Annotated in this window: 19 protein-coding genes; 12 read left to right on the top strand and 7 right to left on the bottom strand. The window is 59.9% G+C overall.

What is annotated here, in order from left to right; all coding sequences use genetic code 11:
* Positions 1–260: 260 nt before the first annotated feature.
* The 4 genes from ychF (at position 261) to H8S11_RS10810 (ending at position 3229) form a co-directional block, all read left to right on the top strand.
* Positions 261–1349, top strand: a complete 1089-nt coding sequence (gene ychF, locus H8S11_RS10795) for a redox-regulated ATPase YchF (protein ID WP_186853148.1) — start codon at positions 261–263, stop codon at positions 1347–1349.
* 119 nt (positions 1350–1468) lie between these two features.
* Positions 1469–2026, top strand: a complete 558-nt coding sequence (locus H8S11_RS10800) for a chromate transporter (protein ID WP_147571088.1) — start codon at positions 1469–1471, stop codon at positions 2024–2026.
* Entirely contained in the window at positions 2023–2586 is a 564-nt protein-coding gene (locus tag H8S11_RS10805; protein WP_186853149.1) for a chromate transporter, read from the top strand. The genes H8S11_RS10800 and H8S11_RS10805 overlap by 4 nt, the downstream gene beginning before the upstream one ends.
* 79 nt (positions 2587–2665) lie before the next feature.
* Entirely contained in the window at positions 2666–3229 is a 564-nt protein-coding gene (locus H8S11_RS10810; protein WP_147571090.1) for a prolyl-tRNA synthetase associated domain-containing protein, read from the top strand.
* Positions 3230–3277: 48 nt separating this feature from the next.
* Here H8S11_RS10810 and H8S11_RS10815 read toward each other — a convergent pair whose 3' ends face one another.
* From H8S11_RS10815 to H8S11_RS10830, 4 genes are all read right to left on the bottom strand, one after another.
* The gene (locus H8S11_RS10815; RefSeq protein WP_147571091.1) at positions 3278–3982 is read right to left on the bottom strand and encodes a coenzyme F420-0:L-glutamate ligase; all 705 of its coding nucleotides are present in this window, start codon (positions 3980–3982) and stop codon (positions 3278–3280) included.
* Between the two features lie 102 nt (positions 3983–4084).
* Complete coding sequence (gene mtaB / locus H8S11_RS10820) at positions 4085–5377, bottom strand: tRNA (N(6)-L-threonylcarbamoyladenosine(37)-C(2))-methylthiotransferase MtaB (RefSeq protein ID WP_186853150.1); 1293 nt, start codon at positions 5375–5377, stop codon at positions 4085–4087.
* Positions 5374–5709 (bottom strand): cupin domain-containing protein, encoded by a 336-nt coding sequence (locus tag H8S11_RS10825; protein ID WP_147571093.1) that lies wholly within the window; start codon positions 5707–5709, stop codon positions 5374–5376. Before H8S11_RS10825 ends, mtaB begins: the two co-directional genes overlap by 4 nt.
* A 56-nt stretch (positions 5710–5765) precedes the next feature.
* Positions 5766–7184, bottom strand: coding sequence for an AAA family ATPase (locus tag H8S11_RS10830; protein ID WP_186853151.1), 1419 nt, complete (start codon positions 7182–7184; stop codon positions 5766–5768).
* Positions 7185–7427: 243 nt separating this feature from the next.
* On the opposite strand from H8S11_RS10830, the gene H8S11_RS10835 reads away from it, so the two are divergent.
* The 4 genes from H8S11_RS10835 (at position 7428) to H8S11_RS10850 (ending at position 13568) form a co-directional block, all read left to right on the top strand.
* Positions 7428–8429: an SH3 domain-containing protein gene (locus H8S11_RS10835; protein WP_186853152.1), complete on the top strand. Its 1002-nt coding sequence runs from the start codon at positions 7428–7430 to the stop codon at positions 8427–8429.
* A 104-nt stretch (positions 8430–8533) separates the two neighbouring features.
* A complete protein-coding gene (locus H8S11_RS10840) occupies positions 8534–8911 on the top strand; it encodes a BlaI/MecI/CopY family transcriptional regulator (protein ID WP_147571096.1) in 378 nt (125 codons plus the stop codon).
* Between the two features lies 1 nt (position 8912).
* Positions 8913–11501 carry a M56 family metallopeptidase gene (locus H8S11_RS10845; protein ID WP_186853153.1) on the top strand — a complete coding sequence of 863 codons (2589 nt, stop codon included), beginning with the start codon at positions 8913–8915 and terminating at the stop codon, positions 11499–11501.
* 144 nt (positions 11502–11645) lie between these two features.
* On the top strand, positions 11646–13568 hold the full coding sequence (locus H8S11_RS10850) for an NAD(+) synthase (protein ID WP_186853154.1): 1923 nt from the start codon (positions 11646–11648) through the stop codon (positions 13566–13568).
* Positions 13569–13664: 96 nt separating this feature from the next.
* On the opposite strand, the gene H8S11_RS10855 is transcribed toward H8S11_RS10850, so the two are convergent.
* Positions 13665–14594 carry a LysR family transcriptional regulator gene (locus H8S11_RS10855; protein WP_186853155.1) on the bottom strand — a complete coding sequence of 310 codons (930 nt, stop codon included), beginning with the start codon at positions 14592–14594 and terminating at the stop codon, positions 13665–13667.
* Positions 14595–14794: 200 nt separating this feature from the next.
* On the opposite strand from H8S11_RS10855, the gene H8S11_RS10860 reads away from it, so the two are divergent.
* A complete protein-coding gene (locus H8S11_RS10860) occupies positions 14795–15736 on the top strand; it encodes a D-2-hydroxyacid dehydrogenase (protein ID WP_147571100.1) in 942 nt (313 codons plus the stop codon).
* Between the two features lie 317 nt (positions 15737–16053).
* On the opposite strand, the gene ilvD is transcribed toward H8S11_RS10860, so the two are convergent.
* A complete protein-coding gene (gene ilvD, locus H8S11_RS10865; protein WP_147571101.1) occupies positions 16054–17715 on the bottom strand; it encodes a dihydroxy-acid dehydratase in 1662 nt (553 codons plus the stop codon).
* A gap of 107 nt (positions 17716–17822) precedes the next feature.
* Between ilvD and H8S11_RS10870 the strand changes: the two genes are divergently transcribed.
* From H8S11_RS10870 to H8S11_RS10880, 3 genes are all read left to right on the top strand, one after another.
* On the top strand, positions 17823–18530 hold the full coding sequence (locus H8S11_RS10870) for a FadR/GntR family transcriptional regulator (RefSeq protein ID WP_186853156.1): 708 nt from the start codon (positions 17823–17825) through the stop codon (positions 18528–18530).
* Positions 18531–18624: 94 nt separating this feature from the next.
* On the top strand, positions 18625–18918 hold the full coding sequence (locus H8S11_RS10875) for a zinc-ribbon domain-containing protein (RefSeq protein ID WP_147571103.1): 294 nt from the start codon (positions 18625–18627) through the stop codon (positions 18916–18918).
* Position 18919: 1 nt separating this feature from the next.
* Complete coding sequence (locus H8S11_RS10880) at positions 18920–19288, top strand: DUF2085 domain-containing protein (protein ID WP_147571104.1); 369 nt, start codon at positions 18920–18922, stop codon at positions 19286–19288.
* Between the two features lie 53 nt (positions 19289–19341).
* Here H8S11_RS10880 and H8S11_RS10885 read toward each other — a convergent pair whose 3' ends face one another.
* Positions 19342–19488, bottom strand: a complete 147-nt coding sequence (locus H8S11_RS10885; RefSeq protein ID WP_186853157.1) for a hypothetical protein — start codon at positions 19486–19488, stop codon at positions 19342–19344.
* Positions 19489–19507: the final 19 nt, after the last annotated feature.

The raw sequence follows: 19507 nt of genomic DNA on the forward strand, positions 1-19507 counted from the left end.
GTACGCTCCCGCCTGAAATTGGCTTCTGGCGGTGAGGGAAGGGACAAGGCGGTTAGATTCTTTCATAGAACTATTATACCATATTTCTCTAAAAATCGCCCCGTTTTTTTATCCACTGGACCGGCCTTTTGGGCCACTCCACAGGGAAAATCCAAGCCTCCCCGTCGGATTTCTGCCTGTCACCCCTTGCATCCCCGGCTTAAAACAGATATAATATTTGGGCTGATTCATAAAAATACCATTTGGAAAGAGGGATCGCCTTGAAATTGGGCATCGTGGGGCTTCCAAACGTTGGAAAGAGCACCCTGTTCAACGCCATCACCAACGCTGGCGCCGAGAGCGCCAACTACCCCTTCTGCACCATCGACCCCAACGTGGGCATGGTGGCTGTCCCTGACTACCGGCTGGATAAGCTGTCCGAGATGTACCACCCCAAGAAGACCACACCAGCGGTCATCGAATTTGTGGACATCGCCGGTCTGGTGAAGGGAGCCAGCAAGGGAGAGGGCCTGGGCAACAAATTCCTAGGCAACATCCGCATGACCGACGCCATTGTCCATGTAGTCCGGTGCTTTGATGACGACAACGTCATCCATGTGGAGGGGTCCACTGATCCCGTCCGGGACATGGACACCATCGACCTGGAACTGGTAATGGCTGATTTGGAGATGGTAGAGCGGCGCATTGACAAGGCCAAAAAGATGGCCAAGGGGGACAAGAAGTTCCTTCAGGAGGCGGCCGACTTTGAGGGCCTGCGGGACTGGCTCAACGACGGCAAATCCGCCCGCTCCTATGAAGCGGTGGATATCGCCGCCGAATATCCCGACTGTGAGTTGCTGTCCTTAAAGCCCGTCATCTACGCCGCCAATTTGGACGAGGAGGGATTCTCAGATCCCCACTCCGTCCCCTACTACCAGCAGGTGGAGGAGCGGGCCGCCGCTCAGGGGGCCCAGGTCATCCCCGTGTGCGCCAAGCTGGAGGCGGAAATCGCCCAGCTGGACGGCGAGGAGAAGAAGATGTTTCTGGACGACCTGGGGGTAGCCGAGTCCGGCCTGGACCGGCTGGTGAAGGCCAGCTACACCCTGCTGGGCCTGATCTCCTACTTGACCTCCGGCGAGGACGAGTGCCGGGCCTGGACCATCGTGAAGGGGACCAAGGCCCCCCAGGCCGCTGGCAAGATACACTCCGATTTTGAACGGGGTTTCATCCGGGCTGAAGTGGTCTCTTACGAGGACCTGATGGCCTGTGGCACCATGGCCGCCGCCAGGGAGAAGGGCCTGATCCGCTCTGAGGGCAAGGAGTATGTCGTCCAGGACGGCGATATCATCCTCTTCCGATTTAATGTATAGGACCTGTCCGCCTAGCCAGGAGCACCCCGCGCCCCACCGACACGCCGCGTTGAAGGCGGGGGCCGCCGTCCTGTCTGGGCTCTATATCTGAATATTGATCGCTGAGAGGTAGCTGCTACATGAATATTATGGTCGATCTGTTCGTCACCTTCGCCAAGGTGGGGGTATGCACCTTTGGCGGCGGCTATGCCATGCTTCCCATCCTTCAGCGGGAGGTGGTGGAGAAAAAGGGCTGGGCCACCGAGGAGGAGCTCACCGACTACTTCGCCGTGGGACAGTGCACCCCCGGTATTATCGCGGTAAATACCGCCACCTTCATCGGATACAAGTACAGGGGAATCCCTGGCGGTGTGCTGGCCACCCTGGGCCTGGTCTTTCCCTCCCTTGTCATCATCACCTTGATCGCCGCCTTCCTGTCCAACTTTGCGGATATCCCTGTGGTCCAGCATGCGTTGGCGGGCATCAACGCCGCTGTGGTGGCCCTGATTGCCGCCAGTGTGGTCAAGCTGGGCAAGTCCAACTTGAAGGACGCCCTGTCTGTATGTATTTTCCTGGCTGTCCTGCTGCTGGCCTTCTTTGTGGACCTGTCCCCCGTCATTCTTATTGTGTGCTCCGGCGTGGTTGGCTATGTGGCCCGTATGATAGCCGGTATGAAGAAGGGAGGGGCTGACCAATGATCTTACTGCGCCTGTTTTTTGAATTTGCCAAGGTGGGCCTCTTTGCCGTGGGCGGTGGACTGGCCACCATCCCCTTCCTCCAGGACATGGGGACCCGCACTGGCTGGTTCACCGACGTGGAGCTGACCACCATGATCGCCGTGTCCGAGTCCACCCCCGGTCCCATGGGTGTCAACATGGCCACCTATGTGGGCTTTGAGATCCTCGGTCTACCCGGCGCTGTGGTTGCCACTCTGGGGCTCATCTTCCCCTCCATCGTAGTTATCATCATCATCGCCGGCTTCCTCCAGAAATTCCGCCAGTCCAAGGCGGTGGACGCCGTCTTTTACGGCCTGCGCCCCGCCTCTACCGGGCTGATTGCCTCCGCTGGGTTGAGCGTGGCTGTTTCGGTATTCCTGCTGGTGGGCGGCACTGCGGAGCACACCTTTGCCCTCCACTGGCCCTCTATCGCCCTGGCCGTAGCTATCTTCCTGTGTATGCAGACCAAGAAGCTGAAGAAGCTCCATCCCATTGTCTTTATCGCCGCTGCCGCCGTGATCGGCGCTATATTCCAGTTTTAAAGCGGACAGCGCCCGCCCCATGGAGGGGCAGGCGCTCTCTTTTCACGTTCCACTACCATCTAAATTACGAGGGACCGATATGTACATAGATAAAAACCGCTATACTACCCGCCCCACTGACGACCGCATCCCCCAGGAATTTGCCATCTATGACCGGCTGGAGGAACTGTCCATTCCCTTTGTCCGGGTTGACCATGACCACGCCGACACCATTGAGTTCTGCCAGGAGGTAGAGGCGGTCCTGGGCTCTAAGATCTGCAAAAATCTGTTTCTCTGCAACCGCCAGCAGACGGAGTTCTATCTGTTGATGATGCCGGGCGACAAGCCCTTTAAAACCAAATTCCTGTCCGCCCAACTGGGGTGCGCCCGGTTGTCCTTCGCCGATGACGGCCATATGCGAGACTTCCTTCAGACCGTTCCCGGCTCCGTATCCGCTCTGGAGCTGCTCTTTGACGCCCAACATCAGGTCCAGTTGGTCATTGACCGGGATCTGCTGGCCGACGAATTCATCAGTGGCCACCCTGGCCGCTCCACCTCTACCCTCCAGTTGAAGCGGGAGGATCTGCTGAGATTTGTGGAGTCCACCGGCCACAGCCCCATCTATGTGGATCTGCCCGACCCCCGTATGGAGGATCAGGCATGAAAAAGCCTCCGGCCCCTTGCTAACGGGCCGGAGGCTTTTGTTTTCCTGTTATGCCCGGCGGATGATGCCCATGGGCGTACATTCCTCTCCCTGGCCCAGGGGGTTATCCCCCAGGATCTTGGCGATCTGGTCCATAGAGGGCTGTTTTTCCGAGAAGCCTAAAATATTGGCCCCCAGGTCGTTGATGTCCACGATGGCCACTGGGTGTCCAAGGGCCTTCGCCAGACTCTTGGCCGTCCCCATGGGGTCGGCCGGAGTGAGGACCACATAGTGGTCATAGGGCGGAATGGTGCCCTCCGTAGGGCCGTCGATGCCTCTGGCTTTCGGTCCGGCCACAATGTAGAACCACCCCTTCTTTCCCAGCAGCTTGCCGATGACCGAGCAGAAGGCGGCGAAGAGGATGCGCAAGGTACCGCACTCCTGAAGGGCCATCTCCATAGTCTCCGGAATCCCCAGGCCAATGCCCGCCGGGGTCTTAGTGACATAGCGGCTCAAGGTGACGGCCAGCTTACGGGGCTTAATATCCTCCATGGGGATGGCACGGCACTGGGTACAGGCCACTGCCTTCTCCGAAATGAAGAGAATATCTCCCTCCCTCATCAGATCCTGGGGATATTTTTTCACCACGTCCGCCATATCGTCATCCTTTGTGATCAAGTGTGTCTTGACCGGGATACGCATATAGTCCACCCCATCCACCGCGCGGATCAGGTTTTTCCCCGGATTGGGGGTAAAGTTCATCTCTTCGCTCATTTGTGAAGCGCTCCTCTCAACGGGCAGCGTGATGCCCTAAACATTATCGCCCAGCAGCGGCTCCTATTATAACACCGGCGGCCTTCGAGAGCCACATTTTTTTCACTCCGCCTCCCGCCCCAGCAGGACGCTGCCCTCCACAGCGGTGAAAGTTACCTGTCTGATCTGATTGTGCAGGTTCTCCCCGCTTTGGAGGGCAACCTCTGTATACCGGGTGGTGTGGCCCCGCCACAGGCCGTCCCGCTCCTCCTCAAAGAGGACAGGCAGGGTCCGCCCCACAAACCGCTCCAGGTATTCCCGCTCCATCTGGGCGGCCACGGCCGCTCCCCGCCGAGCCCGCTCCTCCTTGATGGCCTTAGGCACCTGGCCCGCCATCTGGGCCGCCGGAGTGCCCGGCCGCCTGGAGTAGGGGAAAATGTGCATGGCGGAAAATGCGCACCGCTGGATAAAGTCCATTGTCTGCCCAAATTCCGCCTCCGTCTCCCCCGGAAAGCCCACGATCATATCCGTAGTGATGGCCGGGTCCTCGAAGTGGTCCCGCAGCAGGGCCACGCTCTCATAAAACCGCTCTGTGTCATATTTCCGGTTCATCCGCTTCAGGGTGGCGTCGCAGCCGCTCTGCATGGACAGGTGGAAGTGGGGACACAGGTTGTCCAGCCGGGCCGCCCTGGTACAGAACTCTCTGGTGACAGTCCGGGGCTCCAGAGAGCCCAGCCGGACCCGGCAGCCGGGGACCGCCTGACACACCCCTTCGACCAGGTCGATGAGAGCAGTGCCGTCCTTTCGCTCCTGTCCCCATGAGGAAATTTCGATGCCGGTGAGGACCAGTTCCTGGTAGCCCTCCGCCGCCAGTTGGGCGGCCTGTTCCTTCGCTTTTTCCAAAGGCAGGGACCGGATTGGGCCTCTGGCGTATGGGATGATACAGTAAGTACAGAAGTTGACGCAGCCGTCCTCCACCTTCAGCATGGCCCTGGTGCGGCCCTCCAGCCCGCCGGCGGGCAGGACCTCAAAGGCCCGCCTTTTCAGCGCGTCGTCCAGGGCGGTGATGGGCTGGCGCTCCCGCCAGGTCCGCTCCAGCAGGTCCACGAAGCCGGCCCGGTCCCCGGTGCCGGACACCAGGTCAACGGACAGCCCCTCCAGCTCCGCCGGATGCGTCTGGGGATAGCAGCCGCACACGGCAATGACGGCGTCCGGGGCGCGCTTTCTGGCCCGGCGGATCACCTGTCTGGACTTCTTGTCACTCACCGCGGTGACCGTGCAGGTGTTGATGATGTAGGCGTCTGCCTCTCCCTCAAAGGGCACCAGAAGATGGCCACGGGCAGTCACGATCTGCTCCAGGGCCTGTGTCTCGTACTGGTTGACCTTGCATCCAAGGGTGTAAAAGGCGATTCTCATGCGCCGTGGTTGGGAATGATGGCCACCAGGACCAGGTCCTCGGTGCCGTCATTCATCAGGCGGTGGCCATGGCCCTTGGGGCAGTAATGAAAGCTGCCGGGAGCCAGCGGCTCGTCCACTCCGTCACACAGTACCTTTCCGGTCCCGGACAGGATATAGAACGCCTCGCTGTCCACCTCATGGGTGTGCATCCCCAGGTGGCTGCCGGGGGTCAGGCGGATCTGCATGATCTTGTTATTTTCGTCCTGGAAGGTCCGGGTGTACATCTCCCCCTCCCCGCCTCGAGGCTTGGGGACCAGGTTCTCCTGCAGCTTTTCAAACTCTATGAGCATAATTTTTCCTCCTTATGTTGCGCTCTTTCCCTCTGTCTTTCAGGGGAGAGCAGTTCTTACGGCTTGATATCCTGGGGCAGCAGCTCCATCAGCTGCTCCCTGGTGGGGCCGTCCAGCTGGGCCACCCGGTCCGCCTGACGAGCCACCGCCTTCTCAAAGAGGTTGCGTACCTCTCTGGCGTTGCCAAAGTTCTCGTCCCGGTTCCGGTACAGCTCCTCCAGTTCCCTTCGAGCCAGCCCCTCCCCCTCTCCGGACAGGGCATAGCCGTTCTTACGGCACATGGACACGAAAATATCCATAAGCTGGGCGGCGTCGTAGTCCTCAAAGAAGAAATACTTGTTGAATCGGGACTCCAGTCCCGGATTGGCGTGGATGAATCGCTCCATCCGGTCCGTGTAACCGGCCACGATGACGATCAGGTCCTTTCGGTGGTCCTCCATGTTTTTCAGCAGCACCTCGATGGCCTCATGTCCGAAGTCGTTGGCGCTGTCCGTACCGGCCAGGGCGTAGGCCTCATCGATAAACAGCACGCCGCCCACCGCCTTCTGTACCGCCTCCTGGGTCTTCAGGGCCGTCTGGCCCACAAAGCCGGCCACCAGTCCGGACCGGTCCACCTCCACCAGCTGCCCGGTAGACAGCACCCCTATCGCCTGGTATATCTTGGCCAGCAGCCGGGCTACCGTGGTCTTGCCAGTACCCGGATTTCCCATGAATACCAGGTGGAGGGACATAGGCGGGACGGGCAGGCCCGCCTCCTCCCGAAGCCTGCGCACCTTCACCAGATTGATGAGGCTCTTCACATCGGACTTCACCTTGTCCAGGCCGCATAGCCCGTCCAGCTCGGCCAGCAGCTCCTCCAACTTGGGACGTTCAGTGGCAGGCCCTTCCTCTTTCTTTTCCGCGGGCTCCTCCCTCTGCGGCTGGGCAGGGGACGGAGGCGGGACAGGCCGCCGGGCGATGAAGTCGTCCGCCTTCAAGGGGGGACGGTCAGCACGCAGCCCCTCCTGGTCGCACAGGTGGAGGAGAGTGTCGTTACAGGAGTTGACAAACCCCGCCTCGCTCTCGCTCACCACATCGTCCACAGCGGCCAGCAGGAGTAGGACCAGGGTAAGCTGGTCAGCAAATCGCCGGGCCAGAGTGGTTCCCTTCATCCGGTCGTACCGGAGCAGGTCCTGGAAAAAGGCGGGGGGCTGAAACAGGTCAAAGCCGGCCACCCCTGTGGCCACCTCCCAGTACAGGGCGGAGGGCACCGGATTCCCGGCAGAATAGACCGCATTATAAAATTCCACATGTCGGGGAGTGATGGCGCTGGCGTTGTCCGCCTGCCACACCCCCAGGGCATATTGGCGCATATAGCCGTCCACCTGACGGCTGAACGTCAGGCGCAGAGCTGGGTCCGGAATCAATTTGCGGAAGGCGGTGACGATCTCGTTGTACTGCTTATGCACCTCGCCGGCGGTCATAGTCCCCTTCATCGCGCACCCCTCTCTTCCCGCGCCAGCGGCACGGGGGCTTTGTTCCTTTTATTATAAAAGAAAGGGGGGCGGCGGTCAAGGATACACGCCTCCCTTTCTCTCCTTCTCACGAAATTCCGACATAAGATTATGAACATTTTGTTATTTCGACATTTTTCGTTGACGACACTATAAAATCCTTGTACAATGGACTATATCCCCTTGTTGACGCAAGGATATCCTAGCTTGTGGAGGAACTCGATCATGGCAGAAAAACAGGCCCCCTCCCGCCGCGGCGGAGCCAGCACCCAGAATGCTCCCCGGCGCAACGATGTGATACGCTGTGACAAATGCGGCGAGTACTACGCAACTACTTATAAACGCTGTCCCTTCTGTGACGAGCGCCCTGGACGGGGCGGAGGCAGTGGACGGCGTGTGGCCAATACCCGAGGCGGCGGCTACGGAGGACCGGTGAATCCGGTCCAGGTGGTAGCTCTGGTCATCTCTCTGGTCTTGATCATCGCCGCGCTGTTTATCGTCTTTACCAAACTGCTCCCCCTGTTTACCCAGGACAAGGACGGTGGCTCCTCCTCGGCGGGTACCAGCCAGAGCACCTCCATCGGCGGCTCCACCTCTACAAGCTCCCCTGACGGCAGCTCCCCCAATTCCAGCCAGAGTGGCGGAGACCAGTCAGAGCAGCCGGATCCCCAGCCCGACCCCGAACCTGTGGCTGTGTCCAGCCTGACGCTGAATAAGTCCGACATCACCCTCCAGGCCAATGAAACATTTGAATTTGTGGTCAAGGTGGACCCCGCCGACGCCACAGTTGCCTGGTCCAGCAGCGATGAGTCGGCCCTGACCGTCACCCAGGACGGTATGATCACCAATGTGAATACCACCGGTAATCTGGTCAAGGTCACGGTCACCGCCACCGCCGGAGACAAGACCGCCCAGTGTACTGTTTACTGCAGGGGTTCTGGCACCTCCTCCAGCGGCAGCACCGGCGGCCAGAGTGGAAATACTGGCTCCACCGGTGGGAACACTGGAACTACCGGCACCATCGCCCCTAACACGCCCGCCACCATTGTAAACGCTGAGAACGGTTTGAATATCCGCTCCGGCCCAGGCAAGGAGTACGACGTGGTGGCCAGTGCTTCCAACGGCGCCAAGATCACCGTCTTGGAGGAAACCAACGGCTGGTGCAAATTTGACTACGGCGGAGGCAAAATCGGCTACATATCCAAGGACTATGTCTCGGTCGGCTGATATTCATTGAAAGCTGGGGCCCGCTGGGCCCCAGTTTTTCTTGACATTCCAATTAGACAGTTGTAAAATATAGATAGACAAACGTCTAATAAGGAGGTGCCGATATGACCGACGCGCTGACCCGACTTCCCGACGCGGAGCTTGAGGTGATGCAGGCCCTGTGGGCCCTGGACACCTACCCTGCTCACACGGCGGACATCGCCGCCCGGCTGGAGCGGGACTGGAAGGCCCCCACCCTGCTCAAGCTGCTCTCCCGGTTGGAGGAACGGGGCTTCGTCCGGGGGGAGAAGGCCGGCAGAGCGAACCTGTATACCCCGCTGGTCGCCCAAAAGGACTATCTGAAGGCCGAGAGCCGCTCCTTTCTGGACCGGCTCCACGGCGGCTCGCTGCCCAGTCTGGTGGCCGCCCTGCTGCCCGACGCCAAGCTGACCCAGGAGGACGTGGCCGCGCTGGAGGCGCTGCTGGAAAAAGGAGGTCGCTGATATGGCAGAAAATCTGACCCATCTTCTGGCCACCAGCCTGGGCTTCGGGGCCCTGATCGCCCTGCTTCTGTTCCTGCGCCGGCGGCTGGAGGGGCGGTTTGCCCCAACCTGGTGGCGGCAGGTGTGGACCTGGCTGATGGTGGTCATGTTCCTGTACCTGCCCGCCCGGTCCTTTCTGGCCGTCTGGGTACCCTCCCTCGTTGATGTGGCCACCCCCCAGGCGGTGGTGGAGGGGGCTTACGACCGGGTGAACGGCTATTCGCGGGACCACGAGCGGATCGTGGAGGCCGGGAGCGGCGGGGCCGGCGGAGCCATGGCGACCATTGATGGAGAAAATATCTGGTTCCGACACCATGTCCACTATGAGGATGCCGCGGGCCGGGATGTGCTGATCCGGGACAACGACTACCTGCGCACGGTCACCATAGACGGCGCCACCACCTACACCGTACACTGGACCGGGGCGGCCTATCTGGTCTACGAGCTGACCGCCGCCGCCCTCTTTTTCGGGGGGCTGGTCCGCTATGGGCTGTTCCGCTGCCGGGCTCTCCGGCAGAGCACCCTCGCCGGGGAGGAGGATCTGGCCGTCCTGGCGGAGCAGAGGAGGGTGGTGGGCTGTGACCGCCCGGTGGAGCTGTACCGCTGCACCCTGGTCCACACTCCGCTGCTCATGGGATTTCTCCACCCGGTCATTCTGCTGCCCCAGGGCCAGACCGGCGGCAGTCTGGGGACCGCCCTGGCTCACGAGCTGACCCATCTGAAGCACCGGGACACCGGCTATCTGCTTCTGATTTCTCTGGTCCGAAGTCTCCACTGGTTTAACCCTCTGGTATGGCTCATGGCCCGCCGGGCGCGGCAGGATGTGGAGCTGTGCTGTGACTACGAGCTGCTGAAGGCCCGGGACGAGGCGGGCCGCCGGGCCTATGGCCGGACCCTTCTGGACCAGATGACCGCCGGGGAGCATGGCCTGTCCCGGCTGACCACCGGCTTTTCCGGGGACAAGAGGGAGGTCTTTGCCCGCTTCCGGGCCATCATGGACAGCTCCCCCAAGCGCCGGGGCCGGGCGGCCATGGCAGCGGCGATGGCCGCCGCTGTGCTGGCAGGCAGCCTGGTTGGCTGTCAGGCCGAGGCAGATAGGCCGGAGGGGGATGGAGCCTGGATCACCGCCCTGGACCCGGAGGCGGGCACAGTCGCCTATGTCCCCCTGACCCGGGAGCAGTTGTCCGACCCCGACGCCCTGTGGGATGAGGTATTTTCCGGAGATCTCCTGTCCCGTGAGCGCACAGCGGAGCTGGCGGAGGGGGCGTCTCTGCTCCACACCTGGGAGGGGGAGGCCTACTCCCTCAACCCCGTCACCATTCAGCACACCGTTGGCATGTCCCAGGCCGGCGTCCCCGGCGAGGTGGTGCTGGACGGAGCGGGGCGGGCGGTCCGGGTCCAGCTCTCTGACAGCGCCCATTTGGCTTTGGACGGGGCCGGCCTTGACTTTACCGGCTGGTGCGGCCGGATAGCGCTTCCGGGGCCGGGGGCCGCCCTTCTCTCCTCCATTCCCGTGGAGCCGGGCAGCATTTTTTTCTACGACGGCGGGGATAGTGTGACCATCGACCCGCGGAGCGGACAGGGCTCCGACAGCAACCACACCCAGTATACCCTGCCGGTGTCGGCGGAGGCCGCCCAGGACTGGGCAGAGCTGGAGGGGGACGATTTGGCCTATGGATATACCCTCACAGTGGTGGACGGCACGGTTACTCAAATTGAGGCGAGGCCCTCGCCGGGGGCCTACCTTCCGTTGCCTCCCTCTGACGCGCTGGAGGCCATGTCGGACCTTCAGGGCGGGGATATTGTGGATATCTCCTTCTCCGGCGGCCCAGTGACCGTCGGCTGGGCGGAGGGGTTGGACCGGGATAAGCTGGCCCGTATGATCCGTCAGGCCGCCGGGCAGCCTCAGGTTCCAGAGGCTGTCACGCACAGTGACGAGGGCTTTCTGGACTATGGGCTTTGGACACTGAACCTCTATCTCAAAGACGGCAGCCGCCTTTCCCTCTACGCAGGGCGGGCAGAGGATCAGGTCAGCATCTCGGAGACCGTCCATCTGGAAGAATGCCCGGAGCTGTATCACTTGATCCGTTCCGCCTCAGACAGCGCCCAGCACATCGCCGTCACAGACCCTGCCATCCTGGAGGTAATGGATCAGGTGCTGACAGATACCCTGGCCCTGTGGAATACGCCGGACCACGGCGGCGAATACAGGGCGTCCTATCTAGACGCTCAACTCACCGCCCTCTCCCTGCTGGAACCTCCGGAACCACTGGGGGACAGCGTGGCGCTGTACGGTTATGACCTGGGCTTTGTGGTGGATGACCTATTCAATGCCCCATGGGCGGACAGCTCCTGGGTAGACAGCCAGCTTCGCTATCATACCGGACTTAACGCTTATCTGGCGGCAGAGCGTGGAGGGGATGGCTCCGTCCTCCGCTGGGGTACCTTTCTGCACAAGTGCTCTCCGCCCTTTGGCAGTTGGGATGAAGAAATGCGGAGCGCCTTTTCCACCAGCGCCGCCCACGCCCTGGAGCGGGGCGGGGTGGAATAGCACCCCAACGACAGTGCGTGAGGCCGGCGGCAGAAAGCCGCCGGCCTCTTGAAATTTCCCATAAATTACGGTAAGATAACAAAAGAAACTGGGCGGCGGGGCCGCTCTTGTCAACGAGATTCACTCCATAGGAGGTTTTTTATCATGCGGGACGGATTTATCAAAGTGGCCGCCGGTACCCCGGAGATCCGGGTGGCCGACTGTGCCTATAACGCCCGGCAGTGCATCGCCCTGATCCGGGAGGCTCAGGGGCAGGGCGTCAAAGTCCTGGCCCTTCCGGAATTATGTCTGACCGGCTATACCTGTGGCGACCTGTTTTTCCAGGACACCCTGCTCCGCGGCGCCGAAGATGCGCTGGGGCAGATGCTGGAGGCCACCCGTCCCGTGGATATGCTGGTGGCCCTGGGGCTTCCGGTGCGGGCGGAGGGCAAGCTTTACAACTGCGCCGCCGTGCTCTGCCGGGGGAAGCTACTGGGGCTGGTGCCTAAAACCTGCCTGCCCAACTACGGGGAATTTTATGAGAAGCGGTGGTTTGAGCCCGGGCCGGAGGAGGAATTTCTCTCTCTGACCCTGTGCGGACAGGAGGTCTTTCTGGGCAAGCGCCACCTGTTCCGGTGCGACACTCTGCCCGATCTGGTGGTCGGCGTGGAGATCTGCGAGGATCTGTGGTCCTCCGCCCCCCCCTCCGTTTTTCTGGCCCAGTCCGGCGCCACGCTGATTCTGAACCTGTCCGCCTCCAACGAGACGGTGGGCAAGGCGGACTATCGACGGGCTCTGGTTGCCGGTCAGTCCGGGCGTCTGATGTGCGGCTATGTCTACGCCGACGCCGGCGAGGGGGAGTCCACCACCGATCTGGTCTTTGCCGGCCACAATCTGATTGCGGAAAACGGGACCGTCCTGGCGGAGCGCCGCTTTGCGGATGGACTGACTGTCAGCGAGGTGGATGTGGCCCGGATCGCCTTCGAGCGCCGCCGCATCACTACCTTCCCCCCCGCCAGACAGGAGCGGATGGACTGGTCCGAATTCTCGCTGGAGCCGGTGGAAACCTCCCTCACACGCCCCATTGGGACAAATCCCTTTGTCCCCGACGACAGCGGTGACCGGGACCGGCGCTGCCGGGAGATCCTGCATATCGCCGCTCTAGGCTTAAAAAAGCGGCTGGCTCATACTGGGGCCAAAAGCGCCGTGGTGGGGCTGTCCGGTGGGCTGGACTCTACCTTGGCCCTGCTCATCACCGCCAGGGCCATGGATTTGCTAGGCCGGCCCCGCACGGACATCACCGCTGTCACCATGCCCTGCTTTGGCACCACCAGCCGTACCAAGTCTAACGCCCAGCTGCTGGCCGAGCGAATCGGGACCACATTCCAGACCATCGATATCGGCGAGGCGGTGCGAGTCCACTTCCGGGATATCGGCCAGTCTATGGACGACCTATCCGTCACCTTTGAAAATGGCCAGGCCCGGGAGCGTACCCAGGTTCTGATGGATGTAGCCAACCACCAGGGTGGGCTGGTCATCGGTACAGGCGACCTCTCCGAGCTGGCTCTGGGCTGGGCCACCTACAACGGAGACCATATGTCCATGTACGGCGTGAACGGCTCTATTCCTAAAACTCTGGTACGCCATCTGGTGGCCTACTCCGCAGATACGGCGGAGCCCTCCGACCCCGAACTGGCCGCCGTGCTGCGGGATATCCTGGACACTCCCGTCTCTCCAGAGCTGCTCCCCCCCAAGGAGGGGGAGATCGCCCAACGGACCGAGGATCTGGTTGGACCCTACGAGCTGCACGACTTTTTCCTTTACTACGCCGTCCGCTGGGGCTTCTCCCCCCGCAAGGTGTTCCGGCTGGCCTTGTACGCCCTGGGGAACCGCTATGACCGGGCGGCCATCCTGAAGTGGCTCCAAAATTTCTACCGCCGCTTCTTTGCCCAGCAGTTCAAACGCTCCTGCCTGCCCGACGGGCCCAAGGTGGGCTCCCTGACTCTGTCTCCCCGTGGAGACTGGCGGATGCCCAGCGATGCGGTGAACTCCCTCTGGATGGAGGAGCTGGATCAGCTTCAAAGCTGACCGGAAATAGGCTATCAGCCGCTTTTGAGACCCAGCCCAGATCCGCCTGCAACAGAAAAGGCAAACCGCGGCCCCGGTGTTTCGGGGCCGCGGTTTTTACTGCAGCACTTCCTTTGTAATCTCTATAAACCGCTCGCCAAAGTGGGACAAATATCGGTCCTGACGAAATCCAGCTACCAGCTTGCTGAAGGTGGAGGGGTCCGTGAGGGGAAACAGGTCTACCCCACCCGCCGATGCCGTGGGGGATGGAATGGCCCGTAGAAACAGCTCCGGACAAATGGTAATCCCGATGCCAGATTGCGCCATCGCTAAGGTGGTAACCGTATTTTCTGTTTCCAAAATCAGCTTTGGCTTGAAGTAATACCGGCTGAAATACTGATCAATAATATTCCGTGTCCGGTTTCCCCGCTTAATGAGGATAAAAGGCACCTGCTGGAACGCTCCGATATCCGCTCCCTGTGCAAACTGGGCCCGGACCTCCTCCGCTCGCTCGCCAAATAACTCGTCGGTGAAGGCTCTGGGCACCACCATGACTAATCTTTGCTCCGTCAGAGGTTCGGTTCGCACACCATCCATCATGATGGGCTGAAAGCAGATAATCAGGTCCACTCGGCCGTGGGACAGCTCGTCCTCCAACTGGGTAGAGTTTCCCTCAAAAAGAGAAAATTCCACCAAAGGGAACTCCTGTCGAAATTTTGGCAGGATATCCGGCATAAGCGCCAGACCGCAGGTATGGGAGATCCCGACCCTCAGCATTCCTAAGTAGTGGCGGTTGATATCTCCTACTTTGGTCTGATATTGGCTGTACAGGTCTAGGATCTGGGTAGCCGTTTCCACCAGCAGACCGCCGGCATAAGTCAGAGACAGTTTGGGGGAGCGGGTAAAGAGCTTGACATCCAGTTCCCGCTCCATATTGCTGATGTGATTGGACAAGGACTGTTGGGAGATATACAGCCGCTCTGCGGCCCGAGTAATGTTTAGTTCTTCAGCTACCATCAAAAAATATTTTAGATGCAGAAAATTCATACTTAGCCTCCTTGACTTTGACGGAGTTCCTTCACTTTTTTTGTGGTATGCAACTATTTTATCACAGTCAAACAGTTGTGGCAACCATAACCAAAAAAGTGATATTCTTGGCAAAGATTTTGTGGCATAATAGGGATAGTGAAAAAGGAAATCAACAAAAGGTATGTCCAAACATATTTTTAAGGAAGGATTGATCATTTATGAAGTGCCTCATCATTGACGCAGTCCATAGCTCTATTGCCGAGGAGCTCGGCAAGTACATGCAGGTCGATACGAAGATGCTCCCCACCCAGGAGGAGCTGGTCGCTCTGATCCCTGACTATGACGTACTCATCATGCGGGTGGACCCCGCCATTAACAAGGAGATTTTGGACGCTGCCAAGAATCTAAAGGTCATCGGAGTCTGCTCCGTGGGTCTGAACCACATTGATATGGACACGGCGAAGGAGAAGGGCATCCAGGTCATCAACGCCCCCGGCTTGAACGGAAACGCCGTTGCCGAGCTGACCATTGCCAAAATGCTGGATATCGCGCGTCATACCATCCCTGCCTGCTATGACGTGAAGGTAAACAAGAACTGGGACAAGTATAAGTTCGTAGGCTCTGAGCTGCGTGGCAAGACTCTGGGCGTGCTGGGCTTCGGCCGCATTGGTCAGCGCGTGGGTGAACTGGGCCGTGCCTTCCTGATGAACGTGGTCGCTTATGATCCCTATCTGCCCGCCCATGTGTTTGAGGAGCAGAAGGCCACCAGCATGACCATCGATGAGGTGTTGAAGGTGTCTGATTATGTGACGATTCATATGCCTCTCACCGACGAAACCAAAAATCTGTTCAATGCTAAGTCCATCGCCGAGATGAAGGACGGCGCTGTGGTTCTGAATATGGCTCGCGGCGGCATCGTCAACGAGAAGGATATGTATGAGGCGCTGAAGTCCGGTAAGCTGGGTGGATACGGCTCGGATGTCATGGAGAACGAGCTGGCTGCTGGCGGTTTGACTGAGGGTGCCGGCTTTGACTCCCCCCTGTTTGAGTGTGATAACTTTATCGTCACCCCCCACCTGGGTGCCCAGACAGTGGACGCCTCCCGTGACATCGGCGCTCACATTATCGCCAAGGTGAAAGAGGCCCTGTCCCTAACCTAATCTTCCCTATTTTATTTAAGCTCTCCGGCCAAGCCGGAGAGCTTATTTTTGCCCTGTTTAGGCGAGCAGCAGCTGCTCACCACCGGGTCTGTTTCAATCTCTGTGTTGTCTTTGTTGAAGTCCTTCAGGTTCCATTGTCTGAGCCTGTTCTGGGTAATCCATCTTGTGACGATCCCTTTCATGAAGCGCCGAAAAGCGTCCGCAGTGGGACGGTTTCACGTGATTTCCCAAAATGATATGCAAGGCGACTTTTTAACAAAACACTGGGGCTCCCATATAGGTGGGAGCCCCCTCTTTGTTTCTATCAGACGCACTGTTTATTCCAAAATAGCGCCCCTGTCAGCGGACGACACCAGCTTGGCGTACCGGGCTAGATAGCCGGTCCTGATCTTGGGTTCGGGGCAGGACCACTTGGCCTTCCGGGCAGCCAGCTCCTGGTCAGGCACCTTCAGAGTGATGGAGTGGTTGGGGATATCGATGGCAATTCGATCTCCCTCCTCCACCAGTCCGATGGGACCACCGCTGGCCGCCTCCGGGGACACATGGCCGATGGAGGCGCCCCGGGTGGCGCCGGAGAAGCGGCCGTCGGTGATGAGAGCCACGTCCTTGTCCAGTCCCATTCCGGCGATGGCGGACGTGGGGTTGAGCATCTCACGCATACCAGGTCCGCCCTTGGGTCCCTCATAGCGGATGACCACCACGTCCCCGGCCGCGATCTTGCCATCATAGATGGCCTGGATGGCATCGTCCTCACAGTCAAACACCCGAGCGGGGCCTTCATGAACCATCATCTCAGGGGCCACGGCGGACTGCTTCACCACACAGCCGTCGGGGGCCAGGTTGCCCTTCAAGACGGCGATGCCGCCGGTCTTGGAGTAGGGATTGTCAACAGGCCGGATGATTTCGGTATTCCGGTTGACCACACCCGCCAGATTTTCCGCCACTGTCTTGCCGGTGCAGGTCATCAGGCTGGTGTCCAACAGACCGGCTCCGGCCAGCTCCGCCATCACGGCGTAGACGCCCCCTGCCCGCTCCAGATCCTCCATATAGGTGTCCCCGGCGGGAGCCAGATGGCACAGGTTGGGGGTCTTGGAACTGATCTCGTTGGCCATGTCAAAGGACAGCTCAATACCGCACTCGTGTGCGATAGCGGGCAGGTGGAGCATGGTGTTGGTGGAGCAGCCCAAGGCCATGTCGATGGTCTCGGCATTGTGGAAAGCCGCCTCGGTCATAATATCCCGTGGGCGAATGTCCTTGGCTACCAGGTCCATGATCTGCATTCCGGCGTGCTTGGCCAGCCGCAGACGGGCGGACCAAACAGCTGGAATGGTACCGTTGCCCCGCAGTCCCATACCGATGGCCTCGGTCAGACAGTTCATGGAGTTGGCGGTATACATGCCAGAGCAGGAGCCACAGGTGGGACAGGCGTTGTTCTCATACTCCTCCACCCCGGCCTCGTCCAGCTTGCCGGCGTAGTAGGCGCCCACCGCCTCGAACATATGGGACAGGCAGGTGCGGCGTCCGTCATTTAGAGTTCCGGCCAGCATGGGGCCGCCGGACACGAAGATGGTGGGGATATTTACCCGGGCGGCGGCCATAAGCAGGCCGGGCACGTTCTTGTCGCAGTTGGGGATCATCACCAAGCCGTCAAACTGGTGGGCCATAGCCATGGCCTCGGTAGAGTCAGCGATGAGGTCCCGGGTGACCAGGGAGTATTTCATGCCCACATGGCCCATGGCGATGCCGTCACACACGGCAATGGCTGGGAACTCCACTGGAGTTCCCCCGGCGGCCCGGATTCCGGCCTTCACAGCCTCGGCGATCTTATCCAGGTTCATGTGGCCGGGGACAATCTCATTGTAGGAGCAGACTACGCCGATCAGGGGCCGCTCCAGCTCCTCCTTAGTATAGCCCAGGGCATAGAGCAGAGAGCGGTTCGGGGCGGCAGGCACGCCTTTTTTTACAACATCAGAGCGCATACAGTAAGCCTCCTTAAAAATCAAGCCATCAGTTGTCTGATAACTATTGAATTGTCTGACCATATAGTATATCATGGGGGAAAGGATGTCAAGAGGAGGCGGACACAATGGGCTCAAATTTATCCCAGCAGACTGCAGAACGGCTCTATAACCAGATCGTGGCCGAGGGGCGGCTGTCCCCAGGAGACAAGCTGCCCAACGAGGTAGACCTGTCCCATGAGCTGGGGGTCAGCCGGGCCACCCTGCGGGAAGCCATCCGGGCGCTCACCGTCCAAGGGGTGTTGGAGGTCCAGCGGGGCCGCGGTACCTTTGTGTCCCGGCAGGTGGCTGAGATTGAGGATTTTGGCTTTGGCCGCCTGGAAGAAATCAGGGGCCGACTGCGGGACCTGTTCGAGCTGCGGGCTATCTTTGAGCCCCAGGCCGCCCGTCTGGCCTGCGTCCGGGCCACGGAGCAGGAGCTGGCTGAAATTTTGACCCAGGGAGAGCGGGTGGCTGCCCGCATTCAGGCGGGCGAGGATCGGACCCAGGCCGACCTGGAATTCCACGGGGCCATCGTCCGTGCCACCCACAACGCTTTTATGATGCGCCTGCTGCCCATCATCAGCCAGGCAGTGGAAACGGCCATCGGATCCGCCGGAGAAGGCCAGGAGAACCTGGCCCAGGCCACTCTGCGGGACCACGCCCTGCTGCTGGAGTTTTTTGCCCGAAGGGACGGAGTAGGAGCGGAGCACGCCATGGCCATCCACATGGCTCACGCCATGGACGAGATGGGGTTGGAAGCCGGGCAGCATTCCGGATCCGGGTGTCATAGTTGAGAAAATGAGCGCTTTTTCTTGCCTTTTCAGGAAGAATCGTCTACAATGACTTTGAAATATCCGTATTATGCAGTTTGAAAAAGGAGGAATCCAAATGGCATATTGCAGACATTGCGGCGCTCCCATAGCGGATGGAACCATCACCTGCCCCCAGTGCGGTGCCTCTCAGTCCTCCCTTCCCCCGGTGGTAGACAATGGCGGCCTTGGATGGGGGATTCTGGGCTGCTGTATCCCCATTGTCGGCCTGGTGCTGTGGCTGGTCTGGAAGGACCAGAAGCCCCGGACAGCCAAGGCCGCCGGTATTGGAGCACTGGTCGCTGTGGGCCTTGGCGCGCTGTACTATGTGCTGATATTCATGCTTGGGATCGGGATCGTCCTGGGCAGTTGAAATGCTGGACTGGTTTGACAAGTGGCTGCCAATTCTGTTTGGCTGCCACCAACGGGCAGACCGCTCCTTTCACTTCCACGGAAGACAGTTCCCAATCTGTGCCCGGTGTACCGGTGAGCTTGCAGGCATCCTGGCTAGTGGACTCACCTTTGCCCTCTGGCACCCTGGCTGGAAGCCCGCCCTGCTCTTGCTTGTCCCACTGGTGCTGGACGGCGGACTTCAGGCGCTGACCCCTTATGAGAGCGGCAATGGGCGCAGGCTGGTGACCGGGACGCTCTTTGGATACGGACTGACCTGCCTGTTTTTTCTCTCATCCCTGTGGGTACTGGAATTGGGGATGGCATTTGGGACAGGCTGGATGGACAGATAGGGAAATTGGTGTTTGTAAGAAATGCCAGTTCGATTGGAATAGGAAGTCGGTCATCAATGAAAGAAATCGCAAAAAGGCCCAGAATGGGGATCCTTCTTCTGCTGGCTGGTTGCGCCCTTTTCATCGGAGCATTGGGATTTGTATTCTTTCGCCCTGTCGGGATTGCAGACGGTCAGGACGGGCATTTTCAGCGTGGACATCCTGTATTTCCCCCAATGG

Source organism: Flintibacter hominis, from assembly GCF_014287965.1.
GTDB lineage: Bacteria > Bacillota > Clostridia > Oscillospirales > Oscillospiraceae > Lawsonibacter > Lawsonibacter aceti.